The 17136-nt window shown below is 64.8% G+C and carries 18 protein-coding genes; 6 read left to right on the top strand and 12 right to left on the bottom strand.

What is annotated here, in order from left to right; translation table 11 throughout:
- Positions 1-78 precede the first annotated feature (78 nt).
- Genes LZ686_RS08535 through LZ686_RS08520 form a run of 4 tightly spaced genes read right to left on the bottom strand, consistent with a single transcriptional unit; the run spans position 79 to position 4268 of the window.
- A complete protein-coding gene (locus LZ686_RS08535) occupies positions 79-1617 on the bottom strand; it encodes a gamma-glutamyltransferase family protein (RefSeq protein WP_349547512.1) in 1539 nt (512 codons plus the stop codon).
- Entirely contained in the window at positions 1617-2633 is a 1017-nt protein-coding gene (locus LZ686_RS08530) for an ABC transporter substrate-binding protein (protein WP_349547511.1), read from the bottom strand. The genes LZ686_RS08535 and LZ686_RS08530 overlap by 1 nt, the downstream gene beginning before the upstream one ends.
- A 16-nt stretch (positions 2634-2649) precedes the next feature.
- The gene (locus LZ686_RS08525; RefSeq protein ID WP_045999467.1) at positions 2650-3423 is read right to left on the bottom strand and encodes an ABC transporter permease; all 774 of its coding nucleotides are present in this window, start codon (positions 3421-3423) and stop codon (positions 2650-2652) included.
- Complete coding sequence (locus LZ686_RS08520) at positions 3420-4268, bottom strand: ABC transporter ATP-binding protein (protein ID WP_349547510.1); 849 nt, start codon at positions 4266-4268, stop codon at positions 3420-3422. Before LZ686_RS08520 ends, LZ686_RS08525 begins: the two co-directional genes overlap by 4 nt.
- A gap of 171 nt (positions 4269-4439) precedes the next feature.
- Here LZ686_RS08520 and LZ686_RS08515 point away from each other — a divergent pair, with 171 nt between their 5' ends.
- Positions 4440-5141 carry a GntR family transcriptional regulator gene (locus tag LZ686_RS08515; protein WP_139597418.1) on the top strand — a complete coding sequence of 234 codons (702 nt, stop codon included), beginning with the start codon at positions 4440-4442 and terminating at the stop codon, positions 5139-5141.
- On the opposite strand, the gene LZ686_RS08510 is transcribed toward LZ686_RS08515, so the two are convergent.
- The gene (locus tag LZ686_RS08510) at positions 5142-5543 is read right to left on the bottom strand and encodes a nuclear transport factor 2-like protein (RefSeq protein ID WP_045999470.1); all 402 of its coding nucleotides are present in this window, start codon (positions 5541-5543) and stop codon (positions 5142-5144) included.
- A 78-nt stretch (positions 5544-5621) separates the two neighbouring features.
- On the opposite strand from LZ686_RS08510, the gene LZ686_RS08505 reads away from it, so the two are divergent.
- Positions 5622-6848, top strand: a complete 1227-nt coding sequence (locus tag LZ686_RS08505) for an amidohydrolase family protein (RefSeq protein WP_349547509.1) — start codon at positions 5622-5624, stop codon at positions 6846-6848.
- Between the two features lie 42 nt (positions 6849-6890).
- Here the strand turns inward: LZ686_RS08505 and copM are convergent, their stop codons facing one another.
- A complete protein-coding gene (gene copM / locus LZ686_RS08500) occupies positions 6891-7301 on the bottom strand; it encodes a CopM family metallochaperone (protein ID WP_349547508.1) in 411 nt (136 codons plus the stop codon).
- Positions 7302-7444: 143 nt separating this feature from the next.
- On the opposite strand from copM, the gene cueR reads away from it, so the two are divergent.
- Genes cueR through LZ686_RS08485 form a run of 3 tightly spaced genes read left to right on the top strand, consistent with a single transcriptional unit; the run spans position 7445 to position 9116 of the window.
- On the top strand, positions 7445-7897 hold the full coding sequence (gene cueR, locus LZ686_RS08495; protein WP_127898227.1) for a Cu(I)-responsive transcriptional regulator: 453 nt from the start codon (positions 7445-7447) through the stop codon (positions 7895-7897).
- Entirely contained in the window at positions 7897-8352 is a 456-nt protein-coding gene (locus LZ686_RS08490; protein WP_349547507.1) for a DUF411 domain-containing protein, read from the top strand. Before cueR ends, LZ686_RS08490 begins: the two co-directional genes overlap by 1 nt.
- A 2-nt stretch (positions 8353-8354) precedes the next feature.
- On the top strand, positions 8355-9116 hold the full coding sequence (locus LZ686_RS08485) for a MauE/DoxX family redox-associated membrane protein (protein WP_349547506.1): 762 nt from the start codon (positions 8355-8357) through the stop codon (positions 9114-9116).
- Positions 9117-9367: 251 nt separating this feature from the next.
- Here the strand turns inward: LZ686_RS08485 and LZ686_RS08480 are convergent, their stop codons facing one another.
- The 4 genes from LZ686_RS08480 to LZ686_RS08465 form a co-directional block, all read right to left on the bottom strand.
- On the bottom strand, positions 9368-9760 hold the full coding sequence (locus tag LZ686_RS08480) for a DUF4112 domain-containing protein (RefSeq protein WP_349547505.1): 393 nt from the start codon (positions 9758-9760) through the stop codon (positions 9368-9370).
- A gap of 104 nt (positions 9761-9864) precedes the next feature.
- Positions 9865-10233 (bottom strand): VanZ family protein, encoded by a 369-nt coding sequence (locus LZ686_RS08475; RefSeq protein ID WP_349547504.1) that lies wholly within the window; start codon positions 10231-10233, stop codon positions 9865-9867.
- A gap of 399 nt (positions 10234-10632) precedes the next feature.
- Entirely contained in the window at positions 10633-11151 is a 519-nt protein-coding gene (locus LZ686_RS08470) for a hypothetical protein (protein ID WP_349547503.1), read from the bottom strand.
- Between the two features lie 230 nt (positions 11152-11381).
- The gene (locus LZ686_RS08465; RefSeq protein ID WP_349547502.1) at positions 11382-12167 is read right to left on the bottom strand and encodes an SDR family oxidoreductase; all 786 of its coding nucleotides are present in this window, start codon (positions 12165-12167) and stop codon (positions 11382-11384) included.
- Positions 12168-12530: 363 nt separating this feature from the next.
- Here LZ686_RS08465 and LZ686_RS08460 point away from each other — a divergent pair, with 363 nt between their 5' ends.
- The gene (locus LZ686_RS08460) at positions 12531-13850 is read left to right on the top strand and encodes a cation:proton antiporter (RefSeq protein WP_349547501.1); all 1320 of its coding nucleotides are present in this window, start codon (positions 12531-12533) and stop codon (positions 13848-13850) included.
- Positions 13851-14017: 167 nt separating this feature from the next.
- Here the strand turns inward: LZ686_RS08460 and LZ686_RS08455 are convergent, their stop codons facing one another.
- Together LZ686_RS08455 and LZ686_RS08450 are read right to left on the bottom strand one after the other, a co-directional pair.
- Positions 14018-15766 carry a TRAP transporter permease gene (locus LZ686_RS08455; RefSeq protein ID WP_349547500.1) on the bottom strand — a complete coding sequence of 583 codons (1749 nt, stop codon included), beginning with the start codon at positions 15764-15766 and terminating at the stop codon, positions 14018-14020.
- Between the two features lie 35 nt (positions 15767-15801).
- Complete coding sequence (locus tag LZ686_RS08450; RefSeq protein WP_349547499.1) at positions 15802-16743, bottom strand: TAXI family TRAP transporter solute-binding subunit; 942 nt, start codon at positions 16741-16743, stop codon at positions 15802-15804.
- Positions 16744-17136 lie beyond the last annotated feature (393 nt).

The following is a 17136-nucleotide window of genomic DNA, read 5'->3' as shown; positions in this document are numbered from 1 at the left end:
ACCGGCACGGCGTTCCACCGATACCGGGCACCCCATATCGGCGGCGGCTGATCCCCCACGACGCGACCGGTCGCGGCGTCAGAGGGCCAGCCCCTCGCCCCGGGGATCATGCGCGCCCGAACAGCCCGTCGCGTCGATGCGGATCGCGCCTGCGCAGCCGAAGATCGGAGACAGTGCCGGCAGTTCGGCCGTCTCATGCCCCATTGCGGCCAGAGAGGCGATCGCCGCGTCGCCCAGGGAGGCCTCGACCTTGAGGCTGTCGCGGCTGTCCGAAAAGGTTCGCCCCAGAAGAAAGCGCGGCTGCGCCAAGGCTGCCTCGGGCGACAGCCCCAGGTCGATCAGGCCGCTCAGCAGGACGGCCAGTGTCTGCGGCTGGCCATCCGCGCCCTGCGTTCCATAGAGAAGATGCGGCCGGCCATCCTTCAGCGCGATGCCGGGGTTCAGCGTATAGAAGGGCCGCTTTCCGGGGGCGATGACATTCGGGTGGGTGGGATCGGTAGCAAAGCTTGCGCCACGATTGTGCCAGATGATCCCGGTATCGCCGATGACGCAGCCGCTGCCCCAGTCGAAATAGGTGCTCTGCAGGACCGATGCGCAGCGCCCCTGCCCGTCCGTTGCGGCAAAGAACACGGTATCCCCATGCCGGACCCTGTGCGGCCAGGCCAGTGCACGATCCGCGCGGATCGCACCCGCCTTGGCGTCCAGCCGATCCGGTGACAGCAGCGCCGATATGTCGTCCCCCGCGTGGTCCGGGTCGGCGATACGCCCGCGGTCCAGGAAGGCCTGCTTGACCGCCTCGACCAGCAGATGGGTCCGCATTGCGGGGTCGCGGGGGATCCGCAGCCGGTCGAGGATGCCCATGATGGCCAGCGTGGTCACCCCCTGCGTGGGCGGCGGCGGCGCCAGCAGCATCAGGTCGCGATAGGGCTGGGACAGCGGTTGCGCCGCCCGGCTGTGCGTCGCGGCAAGGTCGGCGGTGGTCAGCGGCGCACCCGCCTGGGCCAGGCCCTGGGCGATCCGCTGCGCCGCCCGTCCCTGATAGAAGCTGCGCAGCCCGTCCCGGACCATCAGGGACAGGATCTCGGCCAGTTGCGGCTGGCGCAGCAGGTCGTTTCCGGCAGCGGCGAACTGGGCCGCAAAGCCCGGCCAGTCCGGCCAGTCCGCGGCGCGAAAGTCCAGCCAGAATCGTTGGCTGTCACTGGGCCGAAACCCGTCGCGCGCAAGGGCCAGCGCGGGTGCCAGCAGCGCCTCCGGCGTCATCGCCCCGCCCCATCGGGACCCCGACAGGCGCAAGGCATGGTCCCAGCTGTCGACGGCGCAGGCGGTCGTCAGCATCGACCCCGGCCCCCGCAGGGGCAACGCGTCGGGCAGGTCCGGCAGGACGCCCGGCGCCTGGCCGATGCCCATCAGCGTCGTCGCCCAACCGTCGCGGTCGGCCATAAGCCAGACCGCGTCGCCGCCCAGGCCGCAGAAATGCGGCATGACCACGGCCAGGACCGCCCCCATCGCCACGGCGGCCTCGGCCGCGGTGCCGCCACGCTGCAGGACGTCCGCCCCGGCCCGTGTCGCCAGCGGGTGCGGGCTGGTGGCCATCGGCTGCATCGCGGCGGCCGCCATCAGTCGGCCAGGACCAGCTGGCGGTCGTCCAGCGGCGGCAGGAAGCTGCGGTCGAAGACCTGCCCGGCTGCGGGCGTGGTCTGCAGTTGATAGCCCTCGGCGACGATGTCGATGGCGCGCGACAGGCGGTCGTCATCCAGATCGCCCAGACCGATCCGGGTCACCTCGTCCGAGGCGATCAGGTTCTCGTACGAAAACATCATCCGCGCCATCTCGAGGTCGCGATTGGCCAGGTTGTCAAAGGCCAGGACGGCATCGACACCTGCCTCGTGGTCCTGGGCGATCTCGACCGCGGCGCGGTTGATCGCACGGACCAGGCCGGTCACGGCGTCAGGGTTGTCGGCGATCATCGCCTGAGAGACCATGACCCCGTTGGCATAGAGGTCCAGGCCGTGATCGCCGAAGTTCAGCCAGTTGAAATCGGCGGCAGGGTCCTGGCGGTTGTTGATCAGGTTGAACCAGGCCGTGATGTTGAACACCATCGCCCCGTCGATGTCGCCGCGGATCAGCATGGGTTCGGTCAGGTTCGGCGCCAGGCTTTCAATGGTGATGCTGTCAAGGTCGACGTCGTTCATGCGCGCAAAGACCGGAAGCAGCTTGGTCGTGGGCGTCCCGGGCGCGCCGCCCAGGGTCTTGCCCGCCAGATCGGCAGGGGTCGTGATGCCGCTTTCCTTGCGGGTCACGACCGTGAAGGGCGGATCGTTCCACAGCTGATAGACCATGACCGGGGTCTGGTCGGGGCGTTCGGCGGCGTTCTGGATGATGGCGTTGATGTCGCCAAAGCCCGCGTCATAGGTGCCCGACATGATCCGGGTGACGGTGGCGGCGGACCCCTCGCCCTGGTCGATGGTGACGTTCAGGCCCTCCTCCTCGAAATAGCCCTTCTGCTGGGCCAGCAGGATGGGCGCATCCGACCCCTGCGTCTTCCAGCCCAGGGTGAAGCGGATGTCGGTCTGGGCCAGCGCGGGGGCGGCCATCGCGATCAGGGATGCGGCGGCAAGCAGCGATTTCAGCATCGGGATACCTTTCGGATCAGGAGGGGGACAGGTCGGTGCGGCGGTTCGCCCAGCCCACGACGCGGCCCTCGATGACCGAGAACAGGACGTAGAGGGCGACCCCCAGGAAGGCCAGGATGAACAGGCCGGCAAAGACCAGCGGCACGTCGAAGTTCGACGATGCGCTCATCATCACGTTGCCGATGCCCTTGTTCGAGGCGACGGTCTCGGCCAGCACGGTGCCGACAAAGGCATAGGTCGCCGCGATCTTCAGCGAGGCGAAGAAGAACGGCATGGTGCGCGGCAGGCCCACGTTCAGCAGCAGGTCCATCTTGCCGGCGCCCAGGGATTTCAGCACGTCCTCCATCTCGGGCTCGGTCGTGGCAAGGCCGGTGGCGATGTTGACCACGATGGGAAAGAAGCACATGGCCAGCGCGGTCAGGACCGCAGGCACCGGCCCCGCCCCGAACCACAGCACGAAGATCGGGACGACCGCGACCTTCGGGATGGACGAGAACCCGATCAGCAGCGGATAGGCCGTGTCATAGGCCACCCGCGACGTGCCGATCAGCGCGCCGATCACGACGCCGACCGCCACGCCAAGGCCAAAGCCGATCATGGTGGTCCACAGCGTCTGGATGATGTGCGGCCACAGGACCGGAAAGCGCGCGACCAACGTCGCCATCACCTGCGACGGGCGCGGCACCACCAGGTCGGACACGTTCAGGGCCAGGCACAGAACCTCCCACCCCAGGAAGAAGGCGACGATCAGCGCGGCGGACCACATGCGGCGACGGATGGCATAGTTCATGACGCGACCTTTCGGGCGGATTCGCCGCGGGCATCGATGATGCGTTCGCGCAGGCGCTGGTTCAGGGCCACGAAATCAGGCTGGAAGGTCATCTCGACCGTGCGCGGGCGGGGAAAGGTGACGGGGCTGTCGTCGATGATGCGGCCGGGGCGCGCGCTCATCACGCAGATCCGCGTGCCCAGGAACCCGGCCTCCTTGAGGTCATGCGTCACTAGGATCACGGTGGGGCGACGCTTGATCCACAGATCCTGCATCGTGCCCCACAGCTCCTCTCGGGTGAACTGGTCCAGCGCGCCGAAGGGTTCGTCCAGCAGCAGCAGGCTGGGTTCGTGGATCAGCGCGCGGCACAGGTTGGCACGCTGCAGCATGCCGCCCGACAGCTGCCAGGGGAAATGACCGGCGAACTTTTCCAGGCCCACATCGGCCAGCAGCGCGTGGACCCTGTCGCGGTACTCGCCCCGCTTCTTGCGGGCGTAATCCTGTCGGAACGGGCGCACGATCTTCAGCGGCAGCATGACGTTCTGCTCGATCGTCAGCCATGGCAGCAAGGTCGGATTCTGGAACGCCATGCCGACGCGCAGGGCGCGGGCCGCGACCTCGCGTCCGCCCACGATGATCTCTCCGCCGGACGGGCGGGTCAGGCCGCCGACCAGCTTGAGGATCGTCGACTTGCCGCAGCCGGACGGCCCGACAAGCGCCAGGAATTCGCCCTCGTCCAGGTGCAGGTCTGTCGGTTGCAGCGCCTGGACGCGCTCTGCGCCCTGTCCGAAGGCGACCGATGCCCGCGACAGCTGAACCGCTGGTCGCTTTCGTTCCGGCGCGATCTGTGCAAGATCCGGGTTCATGAGGTTCCCCTGTCAAAGGTGCATGACAAAAGTGCATACACTTTATACCGATTCCTTAGCCCGCCGGTGCCTAACCACGCAAACCGGGGGGCGCTGGAAAATGGTGGCCGGATGGTCGATGCCGAAACTTTCGCCAGTTTCGGGCCACATGCCCGATCTGCAGGCGGTCGCATGACGGCGGGGGCGCGTTCCGTCGGCGGCGACCGCATGGCCGCGATCTGCCAGGGCATACGTCGGGCCATCATCGAAGGGGCGCTGATGCCCGGCGACCGCCTGCCCGAGGATGCCCTTGGCGAAAGCTTCGGCGTCAGCCGCACCATCGCGCGCCATGCCCTGGGGCAGCTGGCCGCCGAAGGCTTGGTCGATCTGCGCCGCAACCGCATCGCCACCGTGACCGCGCCCACGCCCGCCGATGCGCGCGACATCTTTGACATCCGCGTGGCCCTGGAACGTCAGGTCGTGCAGCATCTGGCCGGTCACCTGTCGCCCGACCAGGTCGCCGCCCTGAAGGAGATCGTTCGCCAGGAACATGATGCGCGCCACGGGCCCGACGGCGCGTCGATCCGGCTGGCAACAGAGTTCCACATCCGCCTGGCCGAGATGACCGGCAAGCCGATCCTGGTCCGCTATGTCACTGAAATTTGTTATCGCGCGGGCCTGTCGCTGTCTGCGCTGGCCCGCCCGCATTCGTCGGACTGCGCCATCAGCGAGCATCTGGCCCTGATCGACCTGATCGCCAAGGGGCCCGCCGACAAGGCCGCCGACCTGATGGCCGAGCATCTGGAGGCCGTGGCCGCCCGCGCCCTGCTGTCGGGCGATCGCAGCCGCAGCCGCGATCTGGTCAACATCCTGCAGCCCTATGCCAAGGGCTGATCAGCCCTTGGCGATGGTGGGATCAAGGATCCATTCAGCGCTGTCGTTCCAAACGTCCGTGTCCAGGATCAGCCCATCCTGCACCGTGAACCGGTCGATATAGCGGTTCCCGTCGAAAGGCGTGCCGTCCGGCCAGGCGCCATGCAGATAGCCCAGGCTATAGACGATCGTCTGCTCGCCCGCCGGCACGACGTCGTACCGCTCGATCCGCTTCTTGACCCAGGCATAGCGGGCGGCGTTGAAGCCGGTCGGCCCCGACGGCGTGTCGAAGACGCGCCCGCCCGTGAACCGGCAGGTGAAGCCCGGCGCGACGAAGGTCGCGGCCAGCACCGGATCGGGCGCCATCGACGCCGCAAGATAGTCCTTGACCGCCTGCAAGTCTTTTTCGGTGTTCTGGTTCATCACGCTCTCTGCTTGTCTGTGGCGGGGTGAAGTGCATACACTAGCAGAATACAGAAGGTCGCCGGGGACACAAGAACGATGCTGGATCTGATCCTGAAGAATGCCCGCCTGCCGCAGGGTGCTGCAGATATCGGCATCGCCGGCGGTCGCATCGCCGCCCTGGGCCGTGACCTTGGCCCGTCGTGCGAGGTCCGCGACATCGAACACCGCGCCGTCCTGCCGGGGCTGGTCGAGGCGCATATCCACCTGGACAAGGCCGGCTTGCTGTGCCGCTGCGGTCAGGCCGACAGCGTGCAGGCCGCCGTGGCCGCGGTCAGCGCGCTGAAGCGCGACTTTACCGTCGACGATGTTCGCAGCCGCGGCGCGCAGGTGATCGAGGCCGCGATCCGGCAGGGCACCATGCACATGCGCACCCATGTCGAGGTCGACCCCCGCGCCGAATTGCGCAGCCTGACGGCAGTGCTGGCCCTGAAGGACGATTATGCCTTTGCGCTGGACCTGCAGGTCTGCGCCTTTGCCCAGGAAGGCCTGACCAACGATCCCGGCACCGAGGCGCTTTTGGAACAGGCGCTGGCGCAGGGGGCCGACCTTCTGGGCGGCTGCCCCTATACCGACAGCGACCCGCTGGCGCAGATCGACATCCTGTTCGCGATGGCCGTGCGGCACGACGTCGATCTGGACTTTCACCTGGACTTCGACCTGGACCCCGACGGATCCCAGATCAAGACAATCTGCGACCGGACGATCCGCCACGGCTGGCAGGGCCGCGTGAACCTGGGCCATGTGACCAAGCTGGCGGTGATGACCGACGGTGCCCTGCGCGATCACGCCGCGATGCTGGCCCAGGCCCGGGTCGCCGTGACCGCCCTGCCCGCCACCGACCTGTACCTGAACGGCATGGACCAGGGTCACCGTGCGCCCCGCGGCGTGGCGCCCCTGCACCTGCTGGAAGGGGTGACGGTCGCGGTGGCGACGAACAACGTGATGAACCCGTTCACGCCTTATGGCGACTGCTCGCTGCTGCGGATGGCCAATCTCTATGCCAACGTGATGCACCTTGGCGCCGGCGATTTCGCGGCCTGCCTACGGATGATCACCGACGGTGCGGCCCGCATTCTGCGGCTTGCCGATTACGGGCTGTCAGTTGGCGATCGCGCCGACCTGATCGTGCTGGATGCCGCGACGGCCGAGGATGGACTGGCCACCATCGCGGCACCACTGATGGGCTTCAAGGCCGGTCGCCAAAGCTTCGACCGGCCCGCGGCGCGATTGCTGCGCCCCGTGGCGGGCGCCCTGCCCGCCTGACGCAGCGCCATGCACCACCTGCGTGGCGCTGTCTGTCATCGTTCAGCTGTCGTGTCCGGCCAGCCAGGCCTCCATCATCTCGATCTCGGCCTCCTGCGCCGCGATGACCTCCTCGGCCAAGGCGCGCACCTGGGGGTCCTGGCCGTGTTCAAGGACGATGCGCGCCATGTCGATGGCGCCCTGGTGGTGGGGGATCATCCCCCGCATGAAGTCCACGTCCGCGTCATTGGTGTATTCGACGTCCATGGTCGCGTGCATCTCGGCCATCGCTGCGCGATAGGCCGTCGTCGCCGGCGTGTCGTCGGGTCGTGCACCTGACATCGCCATGTCGCCATGCGCGGAATGATCCATCTGCGCCATGTCGCTATGGGCGGAATGGTCCATCGTCTGCTGGGCAAGACCCGGCGCGGCGACGGCAAGGGCGGTCAGCAGGATGGGGACGAACGTTTTCATGGCAGTGCTCTCCTTCTTCCCGATCTCAGATAATCCTTCCCATCGTTGCAAGGTCAATGCCGCGCGGACGGCGTCATCACGCCCTTGACCTTCCCATAATGGGAAGCCCCATATCTCTGTCATCGCAATGACGGAGCCCTGCCATGAACATCGGAGACGCCGCCAACCGCTCGGGCGTATCGGCCAAGATGATCCGATACTATGAACGGATCGGCCTGATCCCGACAGCCAGCCGGACGGCCTCGGGCTATCGCGAATACGAACCGCGCGACGTCCATATGCTGCGCTTTATCGCCCGCGCGCGCGACCTGGGCTTCTCGGTTGCCGAGATCACCGAACTGCTGGACCTGTGGCGCGACAAGGACCGGCGCAGCGCCGACGTCAAGGCGCTGGCGCAGGCGCGGGTCCGGGACCTGCGCCACAAGATCGCGCACCTGCAGGACATGGCCGACACGCTGGAGGAACTGGCGAATGCCTGCGCAGGAAACGAGCGTCCGAACTGCCCGATCCTGCAGCGGCTGGAGACCTTGGACACGGATGACGATCCGTTGTCCCGCAGGCGGCCCGAACGGGGATTCAAGGAAAGGATCGGCTGATGACGGAGCGACGCATGTTCATGACGGCGCTGGCGGCGGGCATTATTGCCGGCCCGGCGATGGCATGGTCCGGTCAGGCGCCGGTCCGCACGCGGGTCTTTCGCGCCCCCGATTGCGGATGCTGCGGCGCGTGGGTCGCGCATCTGCGGGATCACGGCTTTGCCGTGGAGGTGGTCACGACCGATGACATGCAGGGGGTCAAGGATCGCCATGCCGTGCCTGCGCCGCTGCGCTCCTGCCACACGGCCCTGATCGACGGTTATGTGATCGAAGGGCATGTGCCCGCCACCGACATCAGCGCCCTGCTCGCGCAGCGTCCGCCGGCGGCAGGCCTGGCGGTGCCCGGCATGCCCGCCGGATCGCCCGGCATGGAGATGGGCGGGCGGCGCGATCCCTATGACGTCATCCTGTGGACCGGGTCCGAGACCCGCGTGTTTGCAAGCCATCGAGGTTGACCATGACCCTGACGACCCCCAGAACCGCCACCCTTCACCGCATGGTGATGGCCAAGCACATGTGCCCCTATGGCCTCAAATCGCTGGACCTGCTGCGGCGCCAGGGCTTTCGCGTCGAGGACCACCACCTGACCACCCGTGCCGAGGTCGATGCCTTCAAGGAACAACACGACGTCGGGACCACTCCGCAGACCTTCATCGACGGTCGGCGGATCGGCGGCTATGACGACCTCAGGCGGCATTTCGGCAAGGCCGTCCGCGACAAGTCCGCGACCACCTACCGCCCCGTGATCGCGCTGTTCGCGATGTCCGCCGCGATGGCTTTTGCGACCAGCTGGGCCGCGTTTGGCCAGCTGATCACCATTGCCGCGGCCGAATGGTTCGTGGCCTTTGCCATGTGTCTGCTGGCCTTGCAGAAGCTGAAAGACGTCGACAGCTTTGCCACGATGTTCCTGAACTATGACCTGCTGGCGCAGCGGTGGGTCCGTTACGGCTACGTCTATCCCTTCGCCGAGGGACTGGCGGGCGTCCTGATGGTCGCGGGCGCGCTGATGTGGCTGTCCATTCCGGTCGCCCTGTTCATCGGCACGATCGGCGCCGTGTCGGTCTGGAAGGCCGTCTATGTCGACAAGCGAGACATCAAATGCGCCTGCGTCGGCGGCGACAGCAACGTCCCCCTGGGGTTCGTCTCCCTGACCGAGAACCTGATGATGATCGCCATGGCGGTCTGGATGCTGATCAAGGTCACGGTGCTGGGGCACTAGTGGCTATCAGTTGCGGATCAAGTGGTTGGGAGTGGCTTCTGAATAAAAACGGGAGAGAAAAACGACCAGCCATTTCCAACCTACGTCCCAATGAGGCTCCAGATTCATTGAGCATCAGAGCCAAAACAAAACAGCTGCGGTGAACATGACATCGGCAAAGCGCTCCCGGGAAACCGGTCGCATTGAATGCGACGGGCCTCCACTCCGTGAGGCGACCAAGCAGGCTCCCGATAGATCTTCCATGAGAGATTCTAGGATGGTGTTTCGTCACCATAAGGTGCGCCAACCCCAGCAAGCCTAGCGCGATTGAGATGCGAGCGCAGAATGTCGACGTTGCGCAGGTTGGACTTGAACCAAGCATCAAAGACGCTTCCAATAAGAGGGATGCTGCCAAATGTCGTGTCCACGGCAACGTTGAGCCCCTGCCTTATAAGCTTGTGCCTAGGCAGCCCCATGCGATAACTTTCCAACACGATCCATGCCGCCGGCAGCATTGCCGCAGCGTCGCCGAGCCCCGGCACCAAACCTGCGATCGCGTCGTATCCGACCCGAAACCGTGTGCCTGGAATTCGAAACACCGAATCCAGTTTGCCGGAAAGCTGTTCCAGCCGTTCAAAGCGCGCCTTGTGCAAATCATCGTTCATGTGGTTGCAAGCACGACAGCACCCCCATGGTTCCAAATGCCTTGATCTGCTGGCGCGTCGGCGTCACGTGACAATGTGGCTTTTCCGCCAAGCACCTGTCGTGGTTACCGGCGCATGCGCGGCCGTGCAAAGGGTACAAACCGCCCGGCAGCCAAGCCGATGACCACACCAATCCCGAGACCGATCAGGTCCGCAACCCAGTCCCCAAGACTGCGGTCACGCCCGACGAATGGCTGAAGGATTTCAATCAAGCCACCAAACGCCAGATAAGCGGGTACAGCCAGCATCAGCCAACGCGGCCGAAGATAGGCCATCGGAAAGGCAAGCACCCCGAACGCGACCATGTGGTAGATCTTGTCAGATTCCGCGACTGACCCCAAAGGCGGCGCTGGTACCGGCGTCAGCGTCAGGACCGCAATCGCAGTTGCGATCAGACATGACAGCCCTAGGGCTAGTTTCGACTGAAGGCGCATGAACTCTTCGCGTTATGAACATCTGCCGGGCAAAAGCCACGACGATACCGGCCTTACACCATGATGGGCCTGAATACAGGGTCACCTTGACCTGTTGAGGAAGCGTAACGGTATGCAGCATAACGCGGGCGCCGGTCAGCCGACGGTTCAACGCGTCAAACCTCTTTGTAGAAAAGAAGAAGCTCCCGGAGCTTACCCGGGAGCCCACGCATGTCATCGACAATGCGTCTTTGTCGTACTGCTCGTGCCCTCGATCTCTGCCGCCGAAGTGCGCTCAACTACTGAGGTAGTTCTTATTATTATTTTCTTCTTAAGGTTAACAGGGCGCGCTGTCTAACGTTATTTTTGTAGCAGGGTCAGTTTTACAAGTTACAGGGCAATGCCTTGGGAAGCGGCCCGCTACCAGGCATTGCGATAGCGCATGCGGTTTTCCGGATGGACAACGCGACCCTCTCTGATCGCCTGAACAACGGCCGCTTTATGGGCTGCCAAACGGGCGGCGTATCCTGCCCTTGAGAAGTATTCAGGCTGAAACAGGATCATGCCATTCTCATCCGCCAAGAGGTGAAAGTCGCGACCGATGCCAAGTCCCCGGTGCGCGGGAAACACGATGGGATGGTAATTGCTGACGCCGCCTGCCAGTGCGCCGCACTTCGTGCAGACCGCCAGGACGATCGCATTCACACAGAAAAAGAGCACATCTGAGCGTTGGCTGAAGGGCAGCACAATGGCTGAAGCCGGGTCCCTGACGAAGTCTGTGTGGGCGTCACCGATTTCTTCGGCTGCGACATACAGTTGCAGACGGTCCGCACTGCTCATATCTGCGTCGTCGATGATCCAGGCATCCGTGGGAGCGAAGGCTTCGAGAGGCAAGGTTGCAAGCCGTGGTGGTCGGCTTGGCATGTGCGATCGGGTCATGTGCCGGGCCTCAATCTCTCTCCTGAGCGATGATCTTCATGAGGCCGTGAAAGCGCAATACCTTCCCGCACCCCGATCCGGCCCACCCGCTTCGTCTGGCTTAGCCTGACATCCCAAAAGTAGGGACATCACCCATACTTTGCCGGCCATTCGGGATTGCCCGTGGGTATGGTCGCCACCGCCTGCAGTCGGTAGTGCCGGTGAACCTACAGCGCTCCCCCCCTTGTGGCCTAACGTCCGGGCGCGGCGGCCGAACCTGCCAGGATACCCCCATCGATCGTCAGTTCAGCCCCGGTCATGTAGGCCGCCTCGTCCGATGCCAGCATGACCGCCAGCGCAGCAACCTCCTCGGGCCTGCCAAAGCGGCGCAGGGGCGTGTCGGCCACCATTGCCGCCTCCCGCTTGCTGCGGTCGGGGCCATTGCCCAGCATGGGTTCCCACATCGGCGTCATCACCGCCGCGGGATGGATCGAGTTGCACCGGATGTTCAGGCCCTGCCCCGCGCAGTACAGCGCCACGCTTTTCGTGTGATTGCGAACGGCGGCCTTGGAGGACGCGTAGGCCGCTGCCATCGGGATGCCGACAAGCCCCGAGCGCGAGGAGATGTTGATGATCGATCCCACGCCTTTCGGCCTCATGGCGCGGATGGCATAGCGGCAGCCCAGGAAGGTACCGTCCAGGTTGACGGCATGAACGGCGCGCCAATCGGCAAGCCGTGCATTTTCCGGATCATGCGCCGGTGGGACGGATCCCTCGAACCCGGTGACCCCGGCGTTGTTGACGACGATATCCATCGTCGGGAACTGCTCGGCAATCGTACTCCAGTCCGCTTCGGAGGTGACGTCGAGCCGGGCGAATGTCCCACCAATCGCGTCTGCCACGGCATGGCCGCCGATCCTATCGATGTCAGTGACAACGACATGTGCGCCCTCGTTGGCAAAGGCCGTTGCGATGGCCGCACCGATGCCGCGCGCCGCGCCTGTCACGAGGGCCGTCTTTCCGGACAGTCTGGCCATGGGATATCCTTCGCGTTCAAAGGTGAAACTGATCGACGCACCGCATGAAGGCGCGCGGCCCGTCTTGGACGTCCTAACAAAAAACCCTATCCATCGTCATGCACTTCTCATCAGCCGCCTGCCCAGTAGATGGGCGATCCTACAGGGTCCGGGGTCATCGACGTCCAGGTCGGAACCCTTCCGTCATCTGTCAAACTCTTCAGCCGCACATGTAACTCAGGAACCTTTCGGCAGCATCACGGTTGGCTGCCCGGACACATCGCGGTGTCTTACCACCATACGTCGTCCGACCGCCGGACTTTCCTTTCCCGTTCACTTCCCTCAATCGAACCCTGCCTTCGGCGCGGTTTCGAAAGGCATGACATGTTCGAAACCCTGACCCGGCCACCCGATCCGTACATCCTTCTGATGATGGGGCTGGGGCTGCTGATTGCACTTGTCGCATGGCTGCCCCTGGCTCTCCGCCGTGTTCCACTGTCCCTCCCGATCGTCTGTATCGGCCTTGGCATGGGTCTGGGTGCCATCCCCGGATTGCGGTTCGCCCCATTGCCCCTGGAGCACCCTGAAATCACCGAACGGTTTGCCGAATTCGTGGTGATCATCGCGCTGATGGGCGCGGGCCTCAAGATCGATCGGGTGCTGGGCCTGCGCTCATGGCTGATCACCTGGCGACTGATCTTTCTGACCCTGCCCTTGGGGATAGCGCTGATTGCCGTCCTTGCGGGGACATGGCTGGCCCTGCCGTGGGCCATGGCGCTGCTCCTCGGGGCGGTTCTGGCACCGACGGATCCGGTCCTGGCCTCGGACGTGCAGGTCGGCCCCCCGAAGACGGGCGAGGAGGACGAGGTCCGGTTCGCCCTGACATCCGAGGCGGGCGTGAACGACGGCGCCGCTTTCCCCTTCGTCCATCTGGCCATAGCCCTGGCGGCAGCGTCCGTGACGCACGAACCTTGGGCCCTGGATTGGCTGACCTACAATGTCGTCTGGGAGATCGGCGTCGGCATCCTGGGCGGCTATCTGGTCGGGCGGCTGTTTGGATGGATCACGTTCCACATCCCCGCGGAAAGCCGTCTGGTAAAGACCGGTGACGGCCTGATCGCGCTGTCGGCGACATTCGTGTCCTATGGCCTGACCGAGGTGTTCCATGCCTATGGCTTCCTGTCGGTCTTCGTCACCGCCCTGACCTTCAGACAGGCCCACAGGGATCACGACTTCCACAAATCCATGCATGACCTGATCGAACAGATCGAACGGATCTCAATGATGGTGCTTCTGCTCCTGTTCGGAGGCGCGATCGTCAATGGGCTGCTGTCGCCTCTGGTCCCCATGGATATCACGGCGGCCCTGGTGATCCTGCTGGTGATCCGCCCGATCACCGCCCTGGTAGGCATGACGGGCATCAGCGCCCCTTGGCATGAACGAATGACGATCGCCTTCTTCGGCATCCGGGGCATCGGGTCGTTCTACTACCTGGCCTATGGCCTGAACCACATCGACGATCTGCAGCACCCGGCGCGTCTTTGGGCGATCGTCGGACTGGTCGTGCTGATGTCCATCATCATGCACGGCCTATCGGTCACACCGATCATGCGAATGCTGGACCGCGCGCAGGGCCGCGACCCCGATGCCGAAGACGCCGTGCCGCCCCCGGGTTTCCAGGGACCAGGCGGGGACGCGGACTGATGGCACGGATGCATGCACATGCTGTCTTGTTGTGCGGATGCTAGGTCAGGACGCGCTGCTCGGCTGAACAGCAGATCACGGCCAGATGCCAGAGTTCAAAGCGGAGAGAGCTTCACCCGGCCGACACCCGGGCCGCCGATTTCGGCGCGGCGTCGGCCGTCTTGTCTTCATCCCAAGGGCACAAAAATGAGGGCCATCCCAATTGCCAGGCCCATCATTCGCAACATCGGTTTCTGCACGCCGATGATCGCATATGATATGGCGATGCACCCGCCGCCCACTAGACCGGCGGAGAGGAGTGCGGCGCCCGGGGCCTCTGCCAGGCGGATCAGGTCCGGGCGCGCGATCATGCCGAGGGGGATCAGGTAGAGCCCCACACCGAGTGCCATTGCGGTCATCGCCACACGCAGCCAGTTCTCCTCCGCCATTCCGGCCGCAATGAAGACAGCGCCGCAGACCGGAGGGGTAATGGTCGAGAGAAGCGCGAACCAGAACACGAAGAGATGCGCCTGCAGCGGCTCGAGGCCAAGCGTGGTCAGCGCCGGCCCTGCGACCGAGACGCAGATCACGTAGGCCGCAGTCGTCGGCACCTCCATGCCCAGAACAAGACAGGCCAGTGCTGTCAGCAGAAGGGAAGGCCACAGGCCACCGTTCGACGCCGACAGGATCAGGGAGGTGATCTTGACCCCCAGCCCGGTGATGGCAAGCACGCCGACGATGATCGAGGCGCACAGGATGATGGCCGCGATGAGCGACACCTGCCGCGCGGCACCGATCAGCGCGACCTCGGCCCGGCCCGCGGCACGCCGCAGGTCGATGCGCATGTCGGCGCCTGTCAGCAGCAGAGCCGCCCCCGCGATGATCGCCAGGCCCGCGGAATACTGCGGCGTGTAACCGGCCCAGAACATCGCCCCCAGCAGAACTGCAAAGGGCACCATGAAGAAGGCCGAGGTGATCAGGACCTCCCGCCGGGCGGGCTGCTGGTCGGGTGGCAATCCCCCCAGGTCCAGCCGGCGTGCATAGGCATCGATCCCGAACCAGACCACCGCGAAGTATAGAAGCGCAGGCAGCATGGCAGCCATGATGATCTGCGTGTAGGGCGTGCCGGTCAGTTCGACCATGATGAAAGCCCCAGCCCCCATCAACGGCGGCATGATCTGGCCGCCCGACGAGGCGACAGCCTCGACCGCTCCGGCGATCCGGCGTGGATATCCCATGCGGATCATTGCCGGGATGGTCACCGCACCTGTCGATGCGACATTGGCCGAGGCCGATCCCGAGATCGACCCGAACAGCGCCGAGGCGATGACGGAGACCTTGCCCGCGCCGCCCCGCAACTGGCCCGCGGCCGCGGCGGCAAGGTTCATGAACCCCTGCCCTGCCTCGCCCGCGTTCAGGACCGCGCCGAAGATGACGAAGATTGCCACGACGCCCACCGAGACACCCGTCAGCTGCCCGAAGATCCCGCCTTCCGCCAGGGTCAGCGTCCCCATCAGGCTGGCGGGCGGTAGCGGCGCGTGCCCGAACTCGCCCGGGACATGCTGACCGAAAGCAGCGTAGAGCAGCGCCAGCCCCGCGACGATGGGCAATGGCCAGCCGATTGCACGACGCGCGGCCTCCAGCACGGCCAGCAGCAGGACGCCACCGACGGCATATTGGAACCCCGTCTCGACGAAGCCATACTGGTCGGTAAGTCGATCGGCGTTCAGTGCAATCCAGATGGCCGCTGCCATCCCCGCGATTGCCAGGACGACGCCAAAGGCCGATACCCAGCGCGCGGCACGCTGGTCAGTGAACAAGAATATCCATGGCAGGATCAGTGCCACATGCAGCGGCCTGGCCACCAGGTTGGGCACCAGCCCCGAAAAAATCAGCCCCAGATGAAAGGCGACGAGCAGAAACGCGGCGGACAGCATGACTGCCCGCCGTGTCATGGCACCGGACACCGCGCTCATTGCGCGACGGCCACGCCCGCTTCCTGGTAATAGCGCGCCGCACCCGGATGAAGATCCTCGAGCGCCGCAACCTGCTCCAGCGAGACACCGGCCCACCACGGGGCCGTTTGGGCCATCGCTTCGCGCCGTGTCCAGAATGCCTTGGTAAGCTCATACGCAGTATCATCGTCCATGGCGGTGGTCGTGAAGGCGATCACCGGCAGGCCTGTGGTCACGATGTCGGCCGCCTGACCGGGATACACATCGGCGGGAATGACGACGCGGGCCTGCCCGGTCTGGACGACCTGCTCTTCGCTCAGCGACAGCAGTCGGACATCCTGACTGGCGGCCGCCTCCACTACGTTCGGCGCGGGAAAGCTGCCAGCCGTGACAAAGCCGTCGATCTGACCGTTCGTCAGTGCGTCACCGGCATTGGAAAGTTCGGCGTCAGCGATGGTCACGTCGTCCATCAGCCCGAACAGTTCGAGGTACTTCTCACCCTCGGTCGCACCGAAGCTGCCCTTTCCAAGGAGGATGCGCTTGCCCTCGAATGCGTCCAGCGTCGTCGAACCTTCGGCACCGGCGACGACGAAGTGCATGGTCAGCGAGGGAATGGGGAACAGCGCGCGGATTTCGGCAAACTGCGGGGCGGTCCGGCCCTCGAAGGCGCCGCTACCGGTTTGCGCATCCGCAACCAGTGACGGAGGTGCGGTAAAGACATAGTCGGCGCCTCGCGCGCGGACTTCCATGACGTTCTGCACGGACCCCTGGCTTTCCTCGACCGTCATCACCAGCTGGCCATCTGAGGCGGCCTTCATGCCCTCGGCCAGTTCGACGCCCATCTGGTAGTAGGACGTGCCGGTCTTGGCCGACTTGTAGGTCAGTCGCGTCTCCGCCTGCGCCGTCCCTGCGACGAGCACAACTGCTCCGGCAAGCATCGCCTGTGTCCAATACCGCATTTCTCCGTCCCCCCATTTCAATCGGAGACGCCATCAACCGGGAGGGACGACCAGGTGTCAAGGCTAAGACCCTTATGCCATTGGCGCTGAACTTCTCCGGCGTGAAGGTCGTGTCGGCACCACCGCGTGCTTTGCAATACTTCATCCAACGCAATCCGCAGTGGGTAATTGGGCGACCGGGACCCCGGTTTTCCGGGTCCCGGTTTTTCCAGGTCCCGGTTTCTCTGAAGGCATGGCGCTAAGAGACTATAAGAAGTTCGCATACTTGCTCTGCCCCCTGAGAACTGGACCGTTTGAGGCTGGAGTTTTCGGCTAACCTTCCCTGGCTGGGAGAGGAGCGGAGAACGATGAAGGCATCGAAGTTTACGGAAGCGCAGAAGGCGTTCATCCTGA

This window comes from Paracoccus sp. NFXS7 (assembly GCF_040148865.1).
GTDB classification, from domain to species: Bacteria; Pseudomonadota; Alphaproteobacteria; order Rhodobacterales; family Rhodobacteraceae; genus Paracoccus; species Paracoccus marcusii.
The sequence above is the reverse complement of the archived record's forward strand: the minus strand, read 5'-3'. Positions and strand labels throughout refer to the sequence as shown.